Origin of the sequence: Succinimonas amylolytica DSM 2873 (genome assembly GCF_000378405.1) — a bacterium.
GTDB classification, from domain to species: Bacteria; Pseudomonadota; Gammaproteobacteria; order Enterobacterales; family Succinivibrionaceae; genus Succinimonas; species Succinimonas amylolytica.
Genome location: NZ_KB899636.1, coordinates 796137 through 811014, shown reverse-complemented (window position 1 = coordinate 811014; position 14878 = coordinate 796137). Strand labels below are relative to the sequence as shown.

14 protein-coding genes are annotated in these 14878 nt (G+C 47.4%); 1 reads left to right on the top strand and 13 read right to left on the bottom strand.

Translation table 11 applies throughout. From position 1 onward, the window contains the following. Positions 1 to 55 precede the first annotated feature (55 nt). From F557_RS0103625 to F557_RS0103595, 6 genes are all read right to left on the bottom strand, one after another. Positions 56 to 442, bottom strand: coding sequence for a hypothetical protein (locus F557_RS0103625; protein ID WP_019000898.1), 387 nt, complete (start codon positions 440 to 442; stop codon positions 56 to 58). Positions 443 to 599: 157 nt separating this feature from the next. After that, complete coding sequence (gene csrA, locus F557_RS0103620; protein WP_019000897.1) at positions 600 to 815, bottom strand: carbon storage regulator CsrA; 216 nt, start codon at positions 813 to 815, stop codon at positions 600 to 602. A 411-nt stretch (positions 816 to 1226) separates the two neighbouring features. Beyond that, the gene (alaS, locus tag F557_RS0103615) at positions 1227 to 3857 is read right to left on the bottom strand and encodes an alanine--tRNA ligase (RefSeq protein WP_026297733.1); all 2631 of its coding nucleotides are present in this window, start codon (positions 3855 to 3857) and stop codon (positions 1227 to 1229) included. Positions 3858 to 4044: 187 nt separating this feature from the next. After that, positions 4045 to 4524, bottom strand: a complete 480-nt coding sequence (locus F557_RS0103610; protein WP_019000895.1) for a regulatory protein RecX — start codon at positions 4522 to 4524, stop codon at positions 4045 to 4047. A gap of 124 nt (positions 4525 to 4648) precedes the next feature. Beyond that, positions 4649 to 5785, bottom strand: a complete 1137-nt coding sequence (gene recA, locus F557_RS0103600) for a recombinase RecA (protein WP_019000894.1) — start codon at positions 5783 to 5785, stop codon at positions 4649 to 4651. Between the two features lie 282 nt (positions 5786 to 6067). Then, on the bottom strand, positions 6068 to 6616 hold the full coding sequence (locus F557_RS0103595) for a CinA family protein (protein WP_019000893.1): 549 nt from the start codon (positions 6614 to 6616) through the stop codon (positions 6068 to 6070). Positions 6617 to 6808: 192 nt separating this feature from the next. Between F557_RS0103595 and mutS the strand changes: the two genes are divergently transcribed. After that, the gene (gene mutS / locus F557_RS0103590; RefSeq protein ID WP_019000892.1) at positions 6809 to 9385 is read left to right on the top strand and encodes a DNA mismatch repair protein MutS; all 2577 of its coding nucleotides are present in this window, start codon (positions 6809 to 6811) and stop codon (positions 9383 to 9385) included. An 87-nt stretch (positions 9386 to 9472) separates the two neighbouring features. Here the strand turns inward: mutS and F557_RS18660 are convergent, their stop codons facing one another. The 7 genes from F557_RS18660 to eno form a co-directional block, all read right to left on the bottom strand. Further along, the gene (locus F557_RS18660; protein ID WP_019000891.1) at positions 9473 to 10510 is read right to left on the bottom strand and encodes a peptidoglycan DD-metalloendopeptidase family protein; all 1038 of its coding nucleotides are present in this window, start codon (positions 10508 to 10510) and stop codon (positions 9473 to 9475) included. A gap of 30 nt (positions 10511 to 10540) precedes the next feature. Next, a complete protein-coding gene (locus tag F557_RS0103580) occupies positions 10541 to 11164 on the bottom strand; it encodes a YqaA family protein (protein WP_019000890.1) in 624 nt (207 codons plus the stop codon). Positions 11165 to 11170: 6 nt separating this feature from the next. After that, complete coding sequence (gene surE / locus F557_RS0103575; protein WP_019000889.1) at positions 11171 to 11917, bottom strand: 5'/3'-nucleotidase SurE; 747 nt, start codon at positions 11915 to 11917, stop codon at positions 11171 to 11173. A 5-nt stretch (positions 11918 to 11922) separates the two neighbouring features. After that, positions 11923 to 12399: a 2-C-methyl-D-erythritol 2,4-cyclodiphosphate synthase gene (ispF, locus tag F557_RS0103570; protein ID WP_211209530.1), complete on the bottom strand. Its 477-nt coding sequence runs from the start codon at positions 12397 to 12399 to the stop codon at positions 11923 to 11925. Positions 12400 to 12413: 14 nt separating this feature from the next. Next, positions 12414 to 13091: a 2-C-methyl-D-erythritol 4-phosphate cytidylyltransferase gene (gene ispD / locus F557_RS0103565; RefSeq protein ID WP_019000887.1), complete on the bottom strand. Its 678-nt coding sequence runs from the start codon at positions 13089 to 13091 to the stop codon at positions 12414 to 12416. Beyond that, positions 13088 to 13393 (bottom strand): FtsB family cell division protein, encoded by a 306-nt coding sequence (locus tag F557_RS0103560; RefSeq protein WP_019000886.1) that lies wholly within the window; start codon positions 13391 to 13393, stop codon positions 13088 to 13090. Before F557_RS0103560 ends, ispD begins: the two co-directional genes overlap by 4 nt. Positions 13394 to 13550: 157 nt before the next feature. After that, entirely contained in the window at positions 13551 to 14855 is a 1305-nt protein-coding gene (gene eno / locus F557_RS0103555; RefSeq protein WP_019000885.1) for a phosphopyruvate hydratase, read from the bottom strand. Positions 14856 to 14878 lie beyond the last annotated feature (23 nt).

Genomic DNA, 14878 nt, shown 5'->3' with positions numbered 1-14878 from the left:
CCCTGCCCCCACCGTTAAATACGGTCCTTTGCGCTTATCGCACAAATATCATATCTTATTCTTTGATAATCTTTTCGAGAAGAGAATCAACTGCAGCACAGGCATCCTGACTGCCGCACTTGCCGGAAATGGCCACAATGTCCTTGCCATCATCAACAACAAACACCTGTACATCATCGGGGCAAGAACTCAAGTGGTATGCAGGATACTGACCAATAGCAGCCTCAGAAACATCACCGCAGCTGAGATCCTTTGCCGCAGCTTCAGCAACATCCTTAATGGAAGCAGAACCAGATTTACCAGCAGCAGTAACGTTCATTGCAATCCCCAGAGACTTATCAGCAAAAGTTACGGACTGGTCATTCTGCTCAACAACTTCCCAGTCTGCGAATGCAGAAGCAGAAAGGGTCAATGCAATTGCTGCAACAAGTAATTTTTTCATATTAATTCCTTTACAAATAAAAGTATGAATCACCTGAAAACCACGGCAACAAAACCTCTCTGAACACGTAGTCCTCAGTGCAAGACATTATAAAACAAAAAAACAAACCTACGAAGAACGTTCTAGATAAGAAATACCGAAATAGAAATATCCTGTCTCAGAATTTCTGAGGGAACTCTGAATCTGCTTTACCATCAGCTGTTGCACCGGCCTCCTGATCCCTTCTCGCAGCAATTTCCTCACGTTGTACGGAAACGGTCTTCGGAGCTTCAACACCTATGCGAACCTGATTCCCCTTTACTGAAATGACAGTAATCCTGACATTGTCTCCGACAATGATAGACTCCCCCTGTCTTCGCGTCAGAATCAGCATACTTTCAACTCCGAAAAAACTGCCAGCCGCATAAAGCTGTTCGTGGTTTCTCTGCCAGTGTCACCCGGTTATCTACAAATAATATCTGCTTTTATCCTAAAAGTAAAAAAAAATTAAATCCTAGAACATAAAAATGCCACAAACTATTGAAAATCATGCCTTCCTGGCAAAGCGTTTTCATGCACCGAAGCTTGTTACCGATATTGCTGATCAATTTCTGTCTGAATTTTTTCAGAATTAAGAGAGCTTTGCAAACAATGCAATGGCGCATATACCGATATTAAACGGAGATGATACCTCATCAGTGACTATTCAGAAAAAACAGCTAGAACTGATAGAATTCGCTCGTTTTCACCCAAAAGAAAACCCCCAAAAATCGGGGGTTCATTCATCGGCGGATAATATCCCAGGTTATCCCAAATGCTCCTCAAGCCAGCCAGCCGCACTGTTCATAGCCTGGGGCAGCTTGGCGGTATCAGTACCTCCGGCCTGAGCCATATCCGGTTTTCCGCCACCCTTTCCGCCCACCTGGGCTGCTACAAATTTGACCAGATCTCCGGCTTTGACCCGAGACACCAAATCAGTGGTAACTCCGGCAATGAAAGAAATTTTTCCGCTGTTAACGGAAGCCAGCAGAATTACAGCGCTTCCTAAACGATTTTTCAAGTCATCCATCACAATACGAAGTTCCGGAACCTGAACCGCATCCAGAGTAGCCACCAGTGTCTTCACTCCGTTTACGGAAACCACAGATCCGGCAAGCCCCCTAGCCTCTGCCAGAGCCAGCTGTTCACGAAGTCTGGAATTCTGATGCTCCAAATCCTTGGCATGCTGTTCCAAAGCGACGACCTTATCATAAACTCCAAAGGTTTCACTACGGAGAATCCCAGCGCTCTTCTCCAGTTCCTGGGACATCAGAGCCGTATATTCCATAGCTGCCACGCCGGTTACAGCCTCGATTCTCCGAACACCGGCAGCAATTCCGCTGTCAGAAATCAGCTTGAAAAAGCCGATATTGCCGGTAGCAGAAACATGTGTACCGCCACAGAGCTCCCGGGAGACATCCCCCATGCTCACTACTCTTACCATGCCCTCGTACTTTTCATTAAAGAGCGCCATGGCACCGGTAGCCTTTGCAGCTTCCAGATCCATCACTGCGGTAATCACAGGAAGGTCAGCCATAATATAGCTGTTCACCAGAGATTCAACACTGCGGATTTCCTCCACTGTCAGTGCCTCGCCGTGAGAAAAGTCAAAACGAAGCCTATCTCCGGACACAAATGATCCTTTCTGAGTTACATGATCCCCCAGCACCTTTCTGAGGGCAGATTGCAGCAGATGGGTAGCACTGTGGTGCCGGGCAATAGCGTTTCTGGCAGAAGCATCAACCCTGGCACAAACCCTGTCTCCCACCGCAAATTCCCCGAGCAGTACCTTTCCGGTATGAATTACGGCATTCCCGGCATGTTTGGTATCAGTAACCTGAAATTCAAAATTATCACCACCGAGAATCAGACCTGTATCACCGACCTGACCACCTCTTTCAGCATAAAAAGGGGTTTTATCAAGCACGATAACCGCTTCTTCATCAGTTGCCACTGCACTAACGCTTTCAATGCCCTTAAAAATATTCAGGATTACCGCTTCATCCTCAAGCCGGTCATATCCAGTAAATTCAGTGGTTCCCGCAACCTTGAGCTGACTATTGTAGTCAACCGCAAAATTAGAAGCTGCCTTGGCTCTTTTACGCTGTTTTTCCATTTCGGAATCAAATCCGGCAGTATCCACAGTATAGCCATTGTCCCTGACCACATCCTGTGTAAGATCCACCGGGAATCCATAAGTATCGTAAAGACGGAACACTACTTCTCCGGGAACAACCTTGCTGTCTCCAAGTCTGGACAGCTCTCCGGAAAGCAATTCAAGACCGCGATCCAAAGTTCTCAAAAACTGCTCTTCTTCCTTCCGGAGAGTCTTCTCAATGAGAGCCCGGGAATCCCTGATTTCCGGATATGCTTCCCCCATCAGCGCAACAAGTTTTTCCACCAGTCGATAGAAGAACACCTCTTTGGCTCCCAGAAGACGGCCATGTCTCACTGCTCTGCGGATAATACGGCGAAGGACATATCCCCGGCCTTCGTTAGACGGTATCACCCCATCGCAAATCAAAAACGAACAGGAGCGGATGTGATCTGCTATTACCCTGAGAGACTTGCTGGAAAGATCGGAAACCTGGAGAATTTCCGCAGCACCGGCTATAAGCTCTTTAAAAAGATCAATATCATAATTGGAGTGAACTCCCTGCATCACTGCAGCAATGCGCTCCAGCCCCATTCCGGTATCAACCGAAGGATGCGGCAAAGGCTCGAAACTGCCATCAGACTTGCGGTTAAACTGCATGAAAACAATGTTCCACACTTCTATAAACCGATCTCCGTCTTCCTCTGCGGATCCGGGAGGACCTCCCCAGATATCGGCACCGTGGTCATAAAAAATTTCTGAACACGGGCCGCACGGACCAGTATCACCCATTTGCCAGAAATTGTCAGAAGCGTAAGGAGCTCCCTTGTTGTCGCCAATACGAACTATACGCTCTGCAGGAATTCCTATCTCCTGGTTCCAGATATCATAGGCTTCCTGATCAGTCTGATAAACAGTAACCGTAAGCTTCTCCGCCGGGAGCATGAGCACTCCGGTCAGAAATCCCCAGGCAAAATGAATGGCATCCTTCTTAAAATAATCACCGAAGCTAAAATTGCCGAGCATTTCAAAAAAGGTATGATGCCTGGCGGTATAACCTACATTGTCAAGATCATTATGCTTACCGCCGGCTCTGACACAGCGCTGAGCGGAAGTTGCCCTCTTATAGCTTCTTGACTCTTTGCCAAGAAAAACATCCTTAAACTGATTCATCCCGGCATTCGTAAACAGAAGCGTAGGATCGTTTACCGGCACCAAAGAGCTGGAACGTACCACCTCATGTCCGTGAGACCGGTAATATTCAAGAAACGCAGAGCGTATCTCCGAGGTTGTCATGTACATACAAAAAACCTTTTCAATTATCTGAACCTTGCAAAACATAATGCTTGCTTGGAGCAAGGCACGGCTTCGGGAAGCTAACAGCGTCCCCGGATAAAACCGTGCAGATTATAGCATTAAGAGGGGGCAAATTATACAGAGAACAGGAATTACCACTTTCCTGAAACCGTCATATCCGCATCACCAGTACTCAAAAAAACTCATCAAAATCATAGTGGTCAGCTCGTAGCGCTTTAAAACACTGTTCTCCGGTAAAGCCACGGCGGGCAAGAAAGGCCATGGCTTTACGCCTAACAGTAAAATCCATATCTTCTGTACTGCCGAATTTTTTTTCTGCAAGCTCGCGAGCCCGGGCCACAAACACATCGTCATCCAGCTCCTGACAGGCTTCCTGTTCCTCAGGATTCACTCCTTTTTTCAGAAGCTCCATCTTGATTCTGCACGGGCCATATCCTTTTCCGGAATAATGTCTTACTGCCATCTCGGCATACCTGGCATCTGAAAGATAATTACGTTCGGAAAGCCTTGCAATAACACTGCTTATAGCCTCCTCTTCAGAACCAAACCGGCGAACAAGCTTTTCCCTGAGTTCCTTTTCAGAGTGTTCTCTCAGAGAAAGAATATTCAAGGCGACAGTATAAATCCTGTCAAAATTATCACCAGCACCCATAAAAACCTCCAACGGCTTCACATAACATGATTTCGCAAGCCGAAAAGAAAAAGGGCATCAGAAACAGTCTGACGCCCCTGAATGCCGCTCATACCTCTACCGGAGCATGACCGGATACAACATATTACAGATCTTCAGGTATTTCCACCTTTTCAAATTCCGGGGCTACCTCAATATCATCGGTACCCTCACCGTCCTCAGAATAAACATCACCCCCGACATCTGCAGTGGCATTGTAGTCATCCTTATTGGTGTAAAACTCCCGAATTTTAGCTTCGATTTCATCGCTGACGTCAGGATGTTCGGCCAGGTAGTCAATAACATTGCTCTTACCCTGTCCAATCTTTTCTCCATTATAGGAAAACCAGGCTCCGGACTTGACTATAGCCTTGATTTTGACACCGAGATCAACAATTTCGCTGCCCTTGCTGATCCCTTTGTTGTAAAGAATCTGAAACTCTGCAGACTTGAAAGGAGGCGCTACTTTGTTCTTCACTACTTTAACCTTGGTCTCATTGCCTAAAATATCGCCATCCTTGGTCTTGATAGCCGCCCCTTTTCTGATATCCAGACGCACAGAAGCATAATACTTGAGAGCATTGCCGCCAGTAGTGGTTTCAGGATTGCCGAACATCACTCCGATCTTCATGCGCAGCTGATTGATGAAAATACACATACAATTGGCCTGCTGCAAATTGCCTGTCAGCTTGCGAAGCGCCTGGGACATGAGACGTGCCTGAAGACCAACATGGGACTCTCCCATATCTCCCTCAATTTCAGCCTTGGGAACCAGTGCCGCCACCGAGTCAACCACAATCACATCCACGCTGCCGGATCTGACCAGCATATCACAGATTTCCAAAGCCTGTTCACCGGTATCCGGCTGCGAAACCAGAAGTGAATTCACGTCTACCCCGAGACGGGCTGCATAAACCGGATCCAGCGCATGCTCGGCATCAATAAATGCACAGGTTTTTCCCTTCTTCTGAGCCTGAGCGATAATTTCAAGAGTCAGCGTGGTTTTGCCGGAGGATTCCGGTCCGTAAATTTCCACAATGCGTCCCAGTGGAAGTCCGCCGATTCCCAGAGCAATATCAAGGGACAGCGAACCTGTGGAAATTGCTTCGATGTCACTCATGAGCTTGTTTTCGCCAAGTCTCATGATTGCTCCCTTGCCAAACTGCTTTTCAATCTGCTCCATTGCAGCCTGAAGTGCCTTTGCCTTGCTGTTCTTTTCTTCGTCCTTTTCTTTAGCTGCCATAATTTATTTCCTTGTTAAATACTAGCTAAAAAATTTAAAAAACGGCCTTCAGTTAAACCTGACGGTATATACCTGAGTCCTTATCCCAATAAATTCCCCGGCTGTTCCACTTTCCACAGAAAGCCGCCCCGGCATTATAGCACCGTTCATACGATCACAGGCACCGACCGGAGTATTCTCTGTCTGGAGATTTCAGAACCAAAGTTCAGAACTTCAGTACTGTAAAAAAACCAAACACCGAACATTTATTGCTATTATACATAGTTAATTGTTAATAGCAAATTATTTTTTATCTTCACCTCTGTTATCACTTTTATCTTTACAGAAATTATAGATACCTGTCAATGCTTGTATCACCGCACGTTTCCTTACTAGTTCCCTGCTTCCGGCAAACCGGATTCTGCAGGTGTGCAAAATCTCCCCCCGGAAAGCCCATGCCAGCCAAATCGTACCCACAGGCTTATCCGGCGTACCGCCACCTGGCCCGGCAATACCGCTCAGGGATACTGCAATATCGCCCCGAGAACTTGCCAGAGCCCCCAGGCTCATTTCCCGGACAGTTTCCTCGCTCACAGCTCCGTACTTCTTCAGAGTCCCCTCGCGCACTCCCAGCATTTCCATCTTAGCTTCATTAGAATAGGTAATAAACGCTCTGTCAAACCATTCCGAAGATCCCGGAACCGAGGTCAGAGCTGCACTGACAAGGCCACCGGTACAGGACTCGGCGGTCACCGACACAAGCCCCAGTCTCTTAAGCTCCGCTCCTGTATTCCGAGCCAGATCCTTAATCTGATTATCCAAATATCTAATGTCCAATCCCTCATCAGGCATAGCTGACTCCTCTCAAAATATCCGCCATTGTGTAAGCCCAAACATAAGATTTTGGCCCGCCTCCACAATCACCGAAAACATCTCCGTTGCCAAAATTTTACCGAGGTCAGGGCCTTATGTCATTTATGATTTTCCGGTCATTATGTTAAACTTTGCACCGTCAGTACCGATTAGTTAAATCAGAAAAATAGAATGTCAGACAGCAATACTATCACTCCGCTGATGCAGCAGTACCTTTCCTTTAAGAAACAGTATCCGGACACCCTGCTCTTTTACAGACTGGGGGATTTTTACGAAATGTTTTTCGATGATGCCAGGAGAGCCTCAGAACTTCTGGATATCACTCTGACAAAACGCGGCACCATGAACGGTCAGCCGATTCCCATGGCCGGCGTTCCTTACCATTCCGTAGATACCTACCTCGCCAGGCTGGTGGACAAAGGAGAAAGCGCTGTTATCTGCGAGCAGATTGGAGATCCCGCCACCTCCAAAGGTCCGGTAGAAAGAAAAATTACCAGAATAATCACCCCTGGAACGGTTACTGACGAAGCACTACTCAAAGAAAAGCAGGATAATTTCATCGCCTGTCTTTCCAGTGATCAGTTTGCCTTTGGACTCAGTTATCTAAATCTCTCCACCGGAGATTTCTGCTGCCTTGAAAGCGATGATATCACCGGCGTTCTTGCGGTTCTCGAGCGTCTGAAGCCGGCTGAACTTCTGTATTCCGAAGATTGCCGCTCCCTGGATGCCATTTCCGAATTCCGCGGATTGCGAAGACGCCCGGTGTGGGAATTTGACTATGAAACCTCAAAACGCATTCTGACAGGCCACTTTAAAACCAAAGATCTGTCAGGATTCGGACTCGACGGCATTACCATCGGTATCTGTCCGGCTGGCGCTCTTCTCAGTTATGTGCGAGACACCCAGAAAACCGCACTTCTTAATATTCGTTCCCTGCGTCTTGAAAGCAAAAACTCTCATCTTGTAATGGATGCCTGTACCCAGAAAAATCTGGAAATCACCGAAAACCTTCAGGGAGGCAGAGAACATACCCTGCTTTCAGTCCTGGATCAGACCGCTACTCCCATGGGCTCCCGTCTTCTGCAACGCTCTCTGCTGAACCCGGTACGATCCCGCAAGGAAATAAACAGAAAGCTGGATCTTATTGGTGAGCTTCAGCGCTGTCCCGAAGCAGAAAGCCTCAGGGAGCATCTGAGGGAAATCGGGGATCTGGAAAGAGTAACAGCCCGGTTGGCTCTTAGCAACGTACGCCCCCGGGATCTCTGCAAAATCCGCACGGCCCTCCAGGTAACACCATATATACGGGAACTTCTGAACTCTGCCGGAGGATTGCTTTCTGAATATCAGAATAAACTGCCAGTCCTTCCGGATATCAGGGAACTTCTGGAAAAGGCAGTAAATGAAACCCCTCCAGCTGTCATCAGAGATGGCGGCGTTATCGCTCCGGGGTATTCTCAGGATTTGGACAGACTCCGCAGCATGTCATCAGGGGCCGAAGACTATCTCCGCGATGTGGAAATCCGGGAAAAACAGCGCACCGGAATAAGCACACTCAAAGTCGGATATAACAAGGTCTCTGGCTACTATATTGAAATTTCCCGAACCCAGGCTGAACAAAACAGGCTTCCCCCTGATTACATTAGACGCCAAACACTTAAAAACAACGAAAGATTTATAACTCAGGAGTTAAAGGAATACGAGGAAACCGCTCTCTCTTCCCAAAGCAGAGCTTTGGCTTTAGAAAAAAAGCTTTATGATGATCTTATCGGCCGCATTCTGCCCCGTTTGGAGGAACTTTCGGAACTGTCCCGCAGCCTGGCAGCTATTGACATGCTCTCCGGACTGGCAAAAGCTGCTCTTGAAAATGGCTATACACGACCGGAATTTACCGACAGTTCCGAAATCTCCATTACCAAGGGTCGCCACCCAGTAATCGAACAGGCAGGTTCTGCGAAATTCATTCCCAACGACATTTCGGTAACCGAGGAACACAAGCTTCTTTTAATTACCGGACCAAACATGGGAGGCAAATCCACTTACATGAGACAGTGCGCCATAATTGTTCTCATGGCCCTGAGCGGTTCCTTTGTACCAGCCGAAAAAGCCATTATTCCCGACATTGACAGAATATTCACCAGAATCGGAGCCAGTGATGATCTGGCTTCTGGAAGATCTACCTTCATGGTGGAAATGACAGAAACCGCAAATATCCTCCACAATGCTACGGAAAAAAGTCTGGTGCTTATGGATGAAATCGGTCGCGGTACCAGTACCTACGACGGCATGGCCCTGGCCTGGGCTGCTGCAGAACAGCTGGCTACTGGAAACAACTCCTATACCCTGTTTTCAACACACTATTTTGAACTTACTGCTCTCCCGAATGAAATTAAAACCGTCCGGAATCTGCATTTTTCAGCAGTGAAATCTGGAGAAACCATCGTATTCCTGCATAGTGCGGAAGACGGCCCGGCCACCAGCTCATACGGCATTGAAGTGGCTCAGCTGGCTGGAATCCCGAAAAAGGTAATCCTTGCTGCCAGAAAACGTATGAAGCTTCTAGCCAGCAAAATAAAGCAGGAAGCCCCCACGGAAAAAAAAGATACCGAAATATGCGACAAAAACAGTGAAATCCCCGAGGAATACAGAAAAATCATTGCCATCATAAAAAATATCAGGCCTGACACACTTACAGCCCGGGAAGCTCTTAACCTGATTTACGACCTGTCTGAGGAGGCTAGCTATATCTGAAACAGAAGATGCCCGACTTCAGGTGCGGTAGTGCATACAGACAGTACAACAAATGCGATACCCCGCGAACCGTCAGCAGACTATGCGCTACTTTCTTCCAGCCGGCAGGTATTTCATGGGATTCACAGTCTGTCCGCGATAACGGATCTCAAAATGAAGGCGTACCGATTTGGATTCGGAATCACCCATTTTTGCAATAACCTGACCTCTTGAGACCTGCTGTCCCTCTCGCACCAAATTTGAATCGTTATGGGCATAAGCGGACAAAAAATCGTCGTTATGACTGATAATGATAAGATTCCCGTATCCTCTCAGAGCATTACCGGAATACACCACTTTTCCTCCGGACGCTGCTCTGATGTCAGCCCCCCTGGGGCCGGAGATATCAATTCCCTTATTACCGTGCTCCGAGCTTGAAAATCCTTCAATTACTCTTCCGGAAGCCGGCCATTTCCAGCTAATACTGCCCCGAGCCTGAGCCGGAACCCTGACATCCTCCACCGCCTTGGTATTTTCCTTCTTTCTGCTGTCCGAAGCCGTCATATCAGGCGCATTGTCACTACGGGATACCAGAGGCCTGACAGTATTATCAGAACGCACTATTTTCTGATCTGTTCTGGCAGATTCCGGCCGTCCCTGGGGATTGCTGGCTGCTGCCGAAACAGTTGCCGGAGCTGACAGACGCGATGTATCGGTACGAGAAATCGAAGCCGGTGCCCTGCGGCTTACCACCAAAAGCTGCCCCACCATAATGATGTAATTGGTATCAATATCATTAATCCGTACTAAATCCTTTATGGGTACGCCAAATTTTTTGGAAATCGCATAGACAGTATCGTTTTTCTGTACCCGATAGGTCTGAACCCCCACCCGGGAAGGATCCAGAATAAGCACCTGTCCTTTGTATATGTTATAGGGCTTCTGAAGATTATTGATATATGCCAGAGTTTTCATATCAATGTTATTAGCAAAGGCCACCGAATGAAGCGTATCTCCGGCACGTACCGTATATGTACCATTATGAACCTTTGAAGAACGGTAATCTCCCGTCAGCTCCCGGGCTGAATAGCCACTGCCGGTGTACGTGGTGCAGGCCCCTGTTGCAAAAGCAATAATACCCGACATTGTCAAAATTGCAGTTCTCCGTAGCATTACTCAGTCCTTTATCATGTAGTAACAGAAAAACACAGCCACCAGAACCAGTGTCAGCCATCCGATAATGTCGATATAGCGCCTAAGCTTCTGTTCCATTCTAGCACCGCCAATTTTAATCACCAGTGCAATCAGAAAAAATCTCATTCCCCGCCCAAGAAATGAGACCAGAATAAACGGTACCAGATGCAGCTGTCCCGCCCCCAATCCGATCCCCGCCTGCTGCGATGCAATAAGCCCGGAACAGATGGCTACTATCTTATAGGGCAACGGAGTAAAGGATCCTATGATTATAAACAGAGCCCCAAACCTGTGCAAATACCCCGAAGCCCGAGCAAATGCATCCTCATAGCCAAATCTGATTACAATATCCTGAATCCATGGGTCATAGAGATAATATCCCAGTCCGTACCCTAAAACAGCTCCCAAAACTGAGGACACCGTGGCCAAAAAAGCGTAATGAAGCGCCTTTTCAGGTTTGGCAAGACACATTGGTGCCAGCATTATATCCACAGGAATCGGCCAAAATACCGATTCTATAAAACTGTTTCCCGTCAGAAAAACCGGCGCCAGACGATGCTTTGACAGGTTTATACAATAGTCGTAAATACCGGTAAACAACTTCATAAAAAACTACACCATGCCCGCCCAGTCCCCCAGATCATCCAAACTGTTATAGGCTGTTAAATCAACATGGAGAGGCGTCACCGAAACATATCCGTTTTCCACCGCCCAGAAGTCGGTATCCTTATCTCGATCCACTGGACTGCCCTGCGGACCTACCCAGTATATGGGGGCTCCTCTGAGATCCTGACTTTCAATGATGCTTTCGGAATTCTTGCGACGTCCCAGCCGTGTCACCATAATCCCCTTTATCTGAGACAGAGGAAGATCCGGAACGTTCACGTTCAGAATCTGCTGTCCAGGAAGCGGAGTTTCCTGAATTTTACGAAGAATCCTAATCACAAAAGCGGCCGCGGTGTCATAAAAGCGAGAACCGCAGAGAGACACTGCCAGAGCGGGATAACGACACCACCTCCCCTCCATAGCAGCAGCTACAGTTCCCGAGTAAATAACGTCATCTCCCAGATTAGCCCCTTCATTAATACCAGATATTACAAGATCCGGCCTGGGATTCAATAGAGAATTCAGTGCCAGATAAACACTGTCTGTAGGAGTCCCTCTGACAGCAGTAAAATTCTTTTTGAAAATTTCCTGGGTTCTCAGAGGATTGTCCAAAGTAAGAGAATGACTGGCCGCGCTCTGATTACGGTCCGGCGCCACAACCCAGGTATCCGGATATTCGGATGATACCTGCTCATAAAGCCGGTTTATGCCTTCGGCGTAAATGCCGTCATCATTGCTTATCAGAATTCTCATTAACGCTAATCCTTAAAAATAAGGGCTACGGCCTCTACGGCAATTCCTTCCTTTCTTCCTGTAAATCCCAGCTTCTCGGTAGTAGTGGCCTTAACATTGACTGCATCGGCATCAAGGCCTAGATCCTGAGCAATATTGCTACGCATTTCATGTTCCACCGGTGCAATCTTGGGGGCCTGAGCCAGGATGGTAATATCAACATTACTGAGCTTCCAGCCTTTCTCATGAACCCTTTTCCAGACATCTCTGAGAAGGATTCTGCTGTCGATATTAAAAAAACGGTCATCATTGTCAGGATACAAACGACCTATATCTCCAAGCCCAGAAGCGCCCAAAAGGGCATCGGCAAGGGCATGAAGAACCACATCTCCGTCCGAATGTGCTATTAATCCCTGTTCATAGGGAATCCTGACACCTCCCAAAATAACCGGACCTTCGCCCCCAAACCGATGCACGTCAAAACCATGTCCGACTCTGAATATCATCATCTCTCCTTTCAGTCCATTTCCCTGAAAAACAACTCTCCCAAAGCCAGATCCTGAGGCTCTGTGATTTTAATATTAAGACTCGATCCCGGAACCAGCAGGGGGTGATAACCGACATATTCCATGGCGGAAGCTTCGTCAGTCAGTACCTGTCCATCTGCCATTGCCTTTTCATAGGCGGCAATAAGAAGCTTTCTCTTAAACATTTGTGGGGTAAGAGCCCTCCAAAGGCCTGTCCGAGAAACTGTAGCCGTAATAACGTTTCTGTCATCTCCACGTTTTACGGTATCAGGTATTTTAACTGCCAGAACACCGCCATTATCGGTAGAAGCATCGTACGACAGTCTCTCAAGATCCGCCATCATGATGCACGGTCTTGCTGCATCATGAACCATTACATATTCCGTGGTTGCCGCTCTGATACCGGAAAGAACACTGTCCCCTCTTTCAGCCCCTCCGGAAACGGTCACAATTCTGTCATTACCGGCTAAAGAGGTTTTCCTAAAATACTGATCCTCAGGATTAAGTACCAGAATAATCCTTCCTAAACGGGAAAAACGCAAAACACGTTTCAGAGTTTCCTCAAGAATGGTACTAGAAGCAAACGAAAGATACTGCTTCGGCAGAGCTGCCTGCATTCTTTTTCCTATTCCGGCGGCAGGAATTACAATATCAATCAGTGCGGTCATTTGTGTTCAGAAACCTCCTGCCTGTTCGGAAAAATTACCCTATAAAATACCTCACCTGATTTAATCATCCCCAGATTTGAACGGGCGAGATTCTCCACCGTTCCCGAACCTTCTGTCTTTTTGAGCGATTCAATGTCTATTTTCATCATCATGTTACGCTCCTCCAGGCTTTTAGTATATTCCTTCGCCTGTCTGAGCTCCGCAGTAACCTGCTGGTAGCGGCGCAGTCCGTTAGGACCATGTACCAGCGTATGCCCGAGATAAATAATCAGCAGAATTAAGATGACATTGATATAGCGCATAACGCCCCCTCTGAAACCAGGAACATTATAATCTATGCTACTGACATTTGAACATTATGCACTTAACATCACCTGAAAAGGACTGTTTTCAGGTAATAAAAAAGGGGCACCCTAGAGCGCCCCTCCTTTTCTGAAAATTCAGCCCTAAATCAGAAGATTAGTTCTGGCCCTTAACAGCCTTACGGCCAGCATAAGGAGCCTTCTCAGAACCCAGCTCTTCTTCGATGCGGATAAGCTGGTTGTACTTAGCCATACGGTCGGAACGGCTCAGAGAACCGGTCTTGATCTGGCCTGCTGCGGTACCAACAGCAATATCAGCAATGGTGCAGTCTTCAGTTTCACCGGAACGGTGAGAAACAATAGCAGTATAGCCAGCCTTGTGAGCCATCTGGATGGCATCAAGAGTTTCAGAAAGAGAGCCAATCTGATTAACCTTGATCAGAATGGAGTTGGCAATACCCTTCTCAATGCCTTCCTTGAGAATTGAAGGATTGGTTACAAAGAGATCGTCGCCAACGAGCTGACATCTGCTGCCAATCTTGTCGGTAAGATACTTCCAGCCATCCCAGTCACCTTCAGCCTGACCATCTTCAATGGAGATAATAGGATACTGATCGCAAAGGTCAGCCAGGAAGTCAGCCAACTGATTGGAAGTAAAATCTTTGCCCTCAGCCTTCATTCTGTAAAGCTTGGCTTCAGCATCATAGAACTCGGAAGAGGCGCAGTCCATAGCCAGGGTGATGTCTTCGCCAAACTTGTATCCTGCCTTTTCAACTGCTTCCTTGATTGCAGCCATAGCTTTGGCAGTACCAGCAAGCTTGGGAGCGTAACCGCCTTCATCACCTACAGTAGTAGGCTGACCGAGGCTCTTGAGAACCTTGGCAAGCTCATGGAAAACTTCAGCGCCCATGCGGATTGCTTCCTTAACAGTCTTGGCACCAACAGGCTGAATCATAAATTCCTGCATATCCATAGACCATGCAGCATGAGCACCGCCGTTGATGATGTTCATCATGGGCAGAGGCATGGAATAAACACCGTGAGTGCCATTAAGATCAGAGATATGCTCATAAAGAGGGACCTTCTTGGACTGAGCAGCAGCCTTGGCTACAGCAAGAGAGATAGCCAGGATGGCATTGGCACCAAGATTCTTCTTGAAAGGATCGCCATCCTTGTCAAGCATAACCTTATCAACAGCACGCTGATCAACCGGATCCATGCCGACAATAGCCGGTCCAAGAATTTCGTTCACATTCTTAACAGCTGTAAGAACACCCTTGCCACCAAAGCGGCTCTTGTCTCCGTCACGGAGTTCAAGAGCCTCGCGAACACCAGTAGAAGCTCCGGAAGGAACTGCAGCACGGCCCATTGAACCGTCGTCAAGATAAACATCAGCTTCTACAGTAGGATTACCACGTGAATCAACAATTTCACGACCAATTACCTTAGTGATCTTAGCCATTATATATAAGTCCTCATGGGGGT

What these genes read in the sequence shown, in the direction of transcription:
- F557_RS0103625 (WP_019000898.1), bottom strand. Translation starts at nt 442, where the DNA reads ATGAAAAAATTACTTGTTGCAGCAATTGCATTGACCCTTTCTGCTTCT.
- csrA (WP_019000897.1), bottom strand. Translation starts at nt 815, where the DNA reads ATGCTGATTCTGACGCGAAGACAGGGGGAGTCTATCATTGTCGGAGAC.
- alaS (WP_026297733.1), bottom strand. Translation starts at nt 3,857, where the DNA reads ATGTACATGACAACCTCGGAGATACGCTCTGCGTTTCTTGAATATTAC.
- F557_RS0103610 (WP_019000895.1), bottom strand. Translation starts at nt 4,524, where the DNA reads ATGGGTGCTGGTGATAATTTTGACAGGATTTATACTGTCGCCTTGAAT.
- recA (WP_019000894.1), bottom strand. Translation starts at nt 5,785, where the DNA reads ATGGCAGCTAAAGAAAAGGACGAAGAAAAGAACAGCAAGGCAAAGGCA.
- F557_RS0103595 (WP_019000893.1), bottom strand. Translation starts at nt 6,616, where the DNA reads ATGCCTGATGAGGGATTGGACATTAGATATTTGGATAATCAGATTAAG.
- mutS (WP_019000892.1), top strand. Translation starts at nt 6,809, where the DNA reads ATGTCAGACAGCAATACTATCACTCCGCTGATGCAGCAGTACCTTTCC.
- F557_RS18660 (WP_019000891.1), bottom strand. Translation starts at nt 10,510, where the DNA reads ATGTCGGGTATTATTGCTTTTGCAACAGGGGCCTGCACCACGTACACC.
- F557_RS0103580 (WP_019000890.1), bottom strand. Translation starts at nt 11,164, where the DNA reads ATGAAGTTGTTTACCGGTATTTACGACTATTGTATAAACCTGTCAAAG.
- surE (WP_019000889.1), bottom strand. Translation starts at nt 11,917, where the DNA reads ATGAGAATTCTGATAAGCAATGATGACGGCATTTACGCCGAAGGCATA.
- ispD (WP_019000887.1), bottom strand. Translation starts at nt 13,091, where the DNA reads ATGACCGCACTGATTGATATTGTAATTCCTGCCGCCGGAATAGGAAAA.
- F557_RS0103560 (WP_019000886.1), bottom strand. Translation starts at nt 13,393, where the DNA reads ATGCGCTATATCAATGTCATCTTAATTCTGCTGATTATTTATCTCGGG.
- eno (WP_019000885.1), bottom strand. Translation starts at nt 14,855, where the DNA reads ATGGCTAAGATCACTAAGGTAATTGGTCGTGAAATTGTTGATTCACGT.